Raw genomic sequence first — 6,393 nt, forward strand, 5'->3', positions numbered from 1 at the left:
AGCTGCGTGCCCGAGGCGTGCTCGGTTCCAGTCCGGCTGCGCCCCCGTCTCCGCGGCGGATCCTCGGGACCGGTGGCCGTGCCGGCGAGGAACAGCCCCGCCATCCCGCCTGACGCCTCCTCGGCGCCGGTGCGGCCACAGAGTGGTGTCGTACCCGCGAAACGCCCGGTGGGCGGCACCCCATGCGGGTGCTGTCCACCGGGCGTTGGTGGTTCGGTGGTGTCAGCTGACCTGGAGGGTCAGGTTCTTCGGCCATCCGGCCTGGTCGAGGCGGGTGAACAGGTCCTTGATGTCGGTGGGCGTGATCTTGATGCAGCCCCAGGATTCGTAGTCGACGTTGCCGTCCCACCGGTAGATGTTGTCCTTGCCCTCGATGTACAGCGGGTTCTGTGCGCCGGTGTGCAGCATCTCGCTGTGGATGAACAGTTCAGTGCGCATGACCGTCTTCTGGCCGGGCTTCGGCTTGCAGGGCTTGTCAGCGAGCTGGATGGCGTAGCCCCTGATCCCCTTGCTGATCCAGTTGCCATGGTCCCTCTCGTGTCCCTTGACCTGGTAGGTGCCGCTGGGCAGCCATCCCGCGCCGCTGGCGCACTCGTTGGTGACTCCCAATCCGGATCCGGCGCGGTAGCTCTTGAGCTCCTTGCCGTCCTTGACGAGGGCCAGCCGGGAGTTGAGCGGGTCGCCCCAGTTCTTGGTGAGCTTCAGGGTGTACGTGCCCGGTCCGGGTCGGGGGCTCGGCTTGGTGGGCGCGGTGGGCGTGGAGCGCAGGGCGTTCCATGTCTTGGGGCCGACGATTCCGTCGGCCTGGAGGCTGTGCTGGGCCTGGAAGGCGCGCACGGCGGCTTCGGTGAGGGGGCCGAACGCGCCGTCGGCGGTCAGGGAGTGCCCGCGGGCGGTGAGGAGCTGCTGGAGGGTGGTGACCGCGCTGCCCTGGGCGCCGGTGCGCAGGGTGGGCCACTGGTTCCGGGAAGCGGGGTCGGCGGAGCGGGCGGCTGAGGCTGCCGGGTCACTGCTGCTGGCGGTGGCGGTGTCGGGGGCCTGCGTACCGAGCGTGGCGAAGGCCGCGATGGCGAGGGCGGCGGTGGTGAGGGTGGCCCAGAGCGTGCGGGGAGTGCGGTTCATGGCGGTGTTCCCTTTTTTGTGTCGTGTGGGTCCGGCCGGCCGGGCCGTGCAGGGGTATGGCGCGGCCCGGCCGGGAGGAGGAGGGGGTGCGGGATGGTGCGGTGGCGGCTGCCCCCGCGCCGGTGGGCGAGGGCGGGGAGGGGGATCAGATGAAGGTGATGTCCCAGTGGACGCCGCCGCTGCGGGGGGTTTCGTAGACGTACTCGGCGGAGATGCCGTTGAGGGTGCCGTGCCAGCGGGCGTTGTTGCCCCGCGGGGCGCCCTTGCGCTGGGTGGTCTTGATCCAGTTGGTCACGCAGCGGCCCTCGTCACGGGTGCGCAGGTCGAGCTTGTAGCCGTTGGCGTGGGAGCGGGGGCCGGCGCTGTGGCCGGACTCGGTGCCGCCGGTGATGGTGATCGTGCAGCCGCTGGCCTTCTTCAGGGCGATGACGCCCTGGATGGTGCGGGCGCGGACGCCTCCGAGGGAGGTCCGGCCGACCGGGGCCTTGATGCCGGCCGCGGCGAGCTGCGTGAGGGCCTGGCGCTGGGTCAGCCTGCCGTTCGCCGGAGCAGGCTGGGTCGGGGCGGGCTGGGTCGTCTTGGTCCCGTTGACCAGCTTGTTCCACGTCTTCGGACCGATGATCCCGTCGGCGGTCAGGCCGTGGGACCGCTGGAACGCCATGGCCGCGTTCCGGGTGGCCGGCCCGAACGCACCGTCGACCGCGATGCGGTTCCCGTACCCGGCGAGCCGCGCCTGGGCCGCCTTGACCGCTGACCCGCTGGAACCGGTGTGCACGGTCTGGGTCAGCTTGTTCCAGGTGTTCGGGCCGATGATGCCGTCGGCGGTCAGGCCGTGGGAGCGCTGGAACGCGGCGGTGGCGTTCTGGGTGTTCGGGCCGTAGATCCCGTCGGCGGTGACGGACTGGCCGGCCGCGGCCAGCAGGTGCTGGGCGGTGGTGACGTTCACGCCGCGCGTCCCGTTCTTGAGCAGCGGCCAGACGGCCGTGGACGGAGCAGGCGGCGTCGTGGGCGGAGCAGGCGGGGTTGTCGAACCCGTTCCCGGGCCGGTGGGGGTCTGGCCGGGGCTGAGGTGGGCGAGTGCGCGGAGCTGGGTCAGCGTGCCCTTGTAGACGTTGATGTCGGCCTTGCCCCGCAGGCCGGGTACCGTCCCGTTCTCGGTGTACTGCCAGATCGACCAGTACCTGCCGCCGACCGGAGCGGGCTCACGCGTTCCGCTCCCGTAGCGGGGCTGCCACAGCGGGCTGTTGGCCAGGGCGCCGGTGTTGCCGCGCAGGCAGGTGTCGGCGAAGTCCTTCGAGGTGTAGACGATGGGGTTCACCCCGAACGCCTGACGGGCCCTGGCGAGGAACGCGGCGATCTGGGTGTTGTTCACCCCGGCAGGGCACCGGCCGCGGATCTTCTCCAGGTCGACCACCGGGGGAAGCTGGCCGGGCCGCTTGCCGTCGTAGCCGGCGGCCCGGGCCGTACGGATGAAGTGGTCGGCCTGGGCGGCGCCGGAACCGGTGTCGTAGAAGTGGTAGGGCGCGGCCATCAGTCCGGCCCGCGAGGCGCCTGCGAAGTCACCGGCGAACTGCGGGTCGCGGTAGCCGGTGCCCTGGGTCGCCTTCTGGAACACGAACGAGTACCCGGCCCTCGCGGCTGCCGACCACTGGATCGGGTGGGAGTTGTGATGGCTGGTGTCGAAGCCCTTCACCCCGTACGCGGCCGGGCTGTTCGCCTGTGCCTGCTCGTTGCCGGAGTAGCTGATCAGGCCAAATCCGGCGGCCGCGACCGCCACCATGGCGCCCGCCTGAAGACCCGTCTTCTTGCTGATGATGCGCACGACTTCACCCCTCGTCAGACCCACCGGCACACATCCGGAGGGCGATTCACACGGCGCCTTTGCGGCGTCGACGAGATGAAGATTCGGGGTACCGCCGTCCCACCGGTAGCCTGATCGCCATTCCAGCCGTACCGCGCCGTCCCGGCCGTTCCACAAGGCCCCTGACCTGCGAAAAGAAACGGCCGAGGAACGTGACGATCACACCGGTACCAAGGGGGAGAACCTATGCGGCCTGAACAAGGCGACAACCCGCCCGCTCAGCCACTGCCGGAAGTAACGGCGCTGCTCCAGGCACTGCGACAGGTGAAGCAGTCGAAGGACCTCTCCCTGGACGCCTTCACCCACGACACCGGCTACTCCCGCTCCTCGTGGAACCGGGTCCTCAAAGGCGCCGCATTCCCACCCCGGGCAGCCGTCGAACGGCTCTGCACCCGCCGCGGCCTCGACAAGAACACCCTGCTCGGCCTCTGGGACACCGCCGACCAGGCCCGCCGCGCCGCAGCCGCCCAGGAAGAGGCACCGCCCGAAGCGGTGTCCGTTCCCGCACCGGCAGACCCCGCACAAGGCGTACCGGACCCCACACCACCGACAGCAGCCCCAGACTCCGTACCGCCGACGGCCCCGGACCCTGCTCCCGGCACCGCAGCTCCGAAACCCGCAGCGGTCAGCCCGGCTCCCGCACCGTCCACGCCTGGCCCGGTCGCACCGGCAGGGTCGGCAGCTGCTTCCCGGAGCCGGATCAAGATCCTCGCGCTGATCGCCGCTGCCCTCGCCGTGCTGCTGTTGGTCGGACGCTGGTACTCGGTCCACGAGACGAAGGACTCCGCTGTCTCCCAGCCCGGGACCGGCGGCGATAACCGTCCCGGCGACGACCAGCCCGTGGTCGACGAAACTCCCCTTCCCTCGAAGAGCAGCACCGCACCGACCAAGACTCCGAAGGACGACGAGAAGAAGGACAAGGACCAGGACTCCACGGGCGAGGAGGACACGAACACGAAGACGTCGCGCCCCAGCAGTTCAGCCAAGGGCGAGGCCTCTTCCCCGGCCTCTGCTTCTGCCTCGCCCAGTACGGCCGCTTCGCCCGGCGCCGCCGGCCGCGCCAACTGCCCCTACAACTGGGACCGCAAGCAGGTCATGGCCAAGGGCATGGTCGGCTCGAAGGTGAAGGAGATCCAGTGCCTGCTGAACTACAACTACGACTACACGCTCGCCCTCGACAGCAATTTCGGCGAAAGCACCGACGCCGCCGTACGCGCCGTCCAGAGCTGCAGCGGTCTCAGGCCCGACGGCCAGGTCGGGCCCCAGACCTGGAAGTACCTCGACACTCCCATGTCCGGCTGCGGACACTGATCTAGGCCAGGACCCAGGACGGGCGCCTCCTTCAGGAAGAAGCCTGGCGGCCAGCACCTCAGCCTGGCCTCCGTGGAAATGAGCATGAGCGCCTTGCGGAAGCACGGAGTTCTCGCCCCCACGGGAAAGGGGCGCGCGAACAGGGCGTACCGCATTCTCAGGCCGGAGCTCCTTCAGGCTGTGGCTCACGGGCACGCATTCGAAGCCGCCTGATTCCATGACAGACGTGAGAGGGCTCCGGTCCGATACGGATCCGGGCCCTCTTGGCTCACTACTGCAGTTCCTCTGGCCGTGGCAGGCGGCAAGCCGTTCCGGCGTAGCAGTGGTCCCGTCAGGTCTTGCGGCGGCCCGGACAGTCCCGGTCCCGGTCTGTCCGGCCCCGGCTGTCCCTTTTCGGATCCCGCGACTGTGATCCATGGACAGGGCCCTTGACCAGCGCGGACAGGTCCGGACTGTCCCGGACGCCTTGGTCTGTTGTGCGGGGGTTGGTGGCCCGCGACGCTTCTCGTACCGCTCCGCAGCCGTTCGACGGCGCTCGGTGCGAGGGCTTCCTCCAGAACTGCGGAGTGAAGCCGGAACTCGAAGCCGCGGTGGGTTCGGCCGCCGGGCGCCCCGCCTGCCCTTGTCTCAGGAGGAATCCCGTGAACGTCTCTTTGCGTAAGACCGTTTCCCGCCGGGGGAGAGGGGCCGGCTGGTGGCTGGCTCGTGAGCCCCGCCGCTGGCCGGTGTCTGTGCGGATGGCTCTGGTGGCCGTCATCGCCGTGGTCGGCTTCACCTTGGCCGGGCCGGCGGCGACGGCGTCGGCCGCGCCGCCCCCGACGAGTCCGGCCTCGGACTCCGGTCGTGAGCCCAGCCGCTTGGAAAGGCTGCAGTGGCAGATGTACGAGAACTGGGTCGCGGCCGCGCTGGACGGTCACGACCCGTACTACAAGTGGAAGCTGCTCCGGCAGATCGCCGCCAAGCGTGTCCTTGCCAAGTTGGAGAAGGGCAGCGTCAGCCTCTCGTTCAAGGACGATGTGCCGAATCTTGTGCAGGACGCACAGGAATTCATCCGGCGGTCGCAGGAGACTCCCGACGGGCTGCGGCGGCAGCGCACCAAGGCCGGGGACAAGATTCACGATCTGAACCAGAAGATCGACCGGGCCCAGACTCCCGCCGAGCGGGAGAAGCTCAAGAGCGACCGGGAGGTAGCCCGCAAGCAGGAAAAGGACGTGGCCAAGCGGTACCGGAAGCTCATGGAAACCCAGCCGGACGCGGAAAGCGTCAAGGCGAGGATCCAGGGCCTGGACACGAAGATCAGCGACCTCAGGGGCAAGATCACCAGTCTCGAGGAAGAGACGAGGAAGTCCCGTCCGGACCGCCGGGAGAAGCTGCGGCAGCTGGAGACGGCCCGTGCGAACCTGGCCCAGGCCGAGGCCGAACACCGCCGGCTCCAGGGACCGCCGGACGACGACAGCGACACCGGCGGCACGCGGACAACACCACGCGACCCGAAGCAGCCTCCGAAGGGACCGGGCTCCACCAACCCGACGACCACATCGACCACACCGACCACATCGAAGGGGACCAAGAGCACGACCGTGACCGGGCCCACGGCCACGGTCAAGGGGACCAAGAGCACGACCGTCACCGGGCCCACGATCACGCCGAAGGGGGCCAAGGGCACAACTGTCACCGGGCCCACGATCACGCCGAAGACCGGGTTCCGGGGCAGCACGGGCATGGCTGACGCCATTGCCGGGGTCATCGCCGACGGCATCAGCCAGGACTACGCGGCCCACCTGGACCGCAGGAACCAGCAGCTGCTGGAGCAGGCACGCAAGGACCCGACTCTGGCGAAACGGATCATCGACGACTACAACGAGATCAAGGACAACAACGAGATCGAGGTCCTCTTCCGCGCCTTCGACACCTCCAAGGGATTTACCCAGGGCGCCACCCGCGAGGTCGGTCCTGAGCTGATCAAGTCCCAAAAGGCGCTCGACACCGCGAAAGCGGTCGCCGACAAGTCGAACGCGGACCCGCTGTACCAGCAGGCCCGTACCGAGTGCGGCGGGTACGACACCTGCGTCACCGAGCGCACCGACAAGCTGCGCAAG

General features: G+C 69.3%; 3 protein-coding genes and 1 pseudogene. 2 read left to right on the forward strand and 2 right to left on the reverse strand.

From position 1 onward, the window contains the following. Positions 1-222: 222 nt before the first annotated feature. Positions 223-1,122 (reverse strand): peptidoglycan-binding protein, encoded by a 900-nt coding sequence (locus EES42_RS44215; RefSeq protein ID WP_124723818.1) that lies wholly within the window; start codon positions 1,120-1,122, stop codon positions 223-225. A gap of 145 nt (positions 1,123-1,267) precedes the next feature. Continuing rightward, complete coding sequence (locus EES42_RS47520; protein ID WP_277426180.1) at positions 1,268-2,944, reverse strand: GH25 family lysozyme; 1,677 nt, start codon at positions 2,942-2,944, stop codon at positions 1,268-1,270. 225 nt (positions 2,945-3,169) lie between these two features. Here EES42_RS47520 and EES42_RS44230 point away from each other — a divergent pair, with 225 nt between their 5' ends. Beyond that, positions 3,170-4,294: a peptidoglycan-binding protein gene (locus EES42_RS44230; RefSeq protein WP_124723819.1), complete on the forward strand. Its 1,125-nt coding sequence runs from the start codon at positions 3,170-3,172 to the stop codon at positions 4,292-4,294. 857 nt (positions 4,295-5,151) lie between these two features. Continuing rightward, positions 5,152-6,393, forward strand: a pseudogene (locus tag EES42_RS45520) (hypothetical protein); the annotation flags it as partial.

Origin of the sequence: Streptomyces sp. ADI95-17, assembly GCF_003846175.1 — a bacterium.
Taxonomy (GTDB): domain Bacteria; phylum Actinomycetota; class Actinomycetes; order Streptomycetales; family Streptomycetaceae; genus Streptomyces; species Streptomyces sanglieri.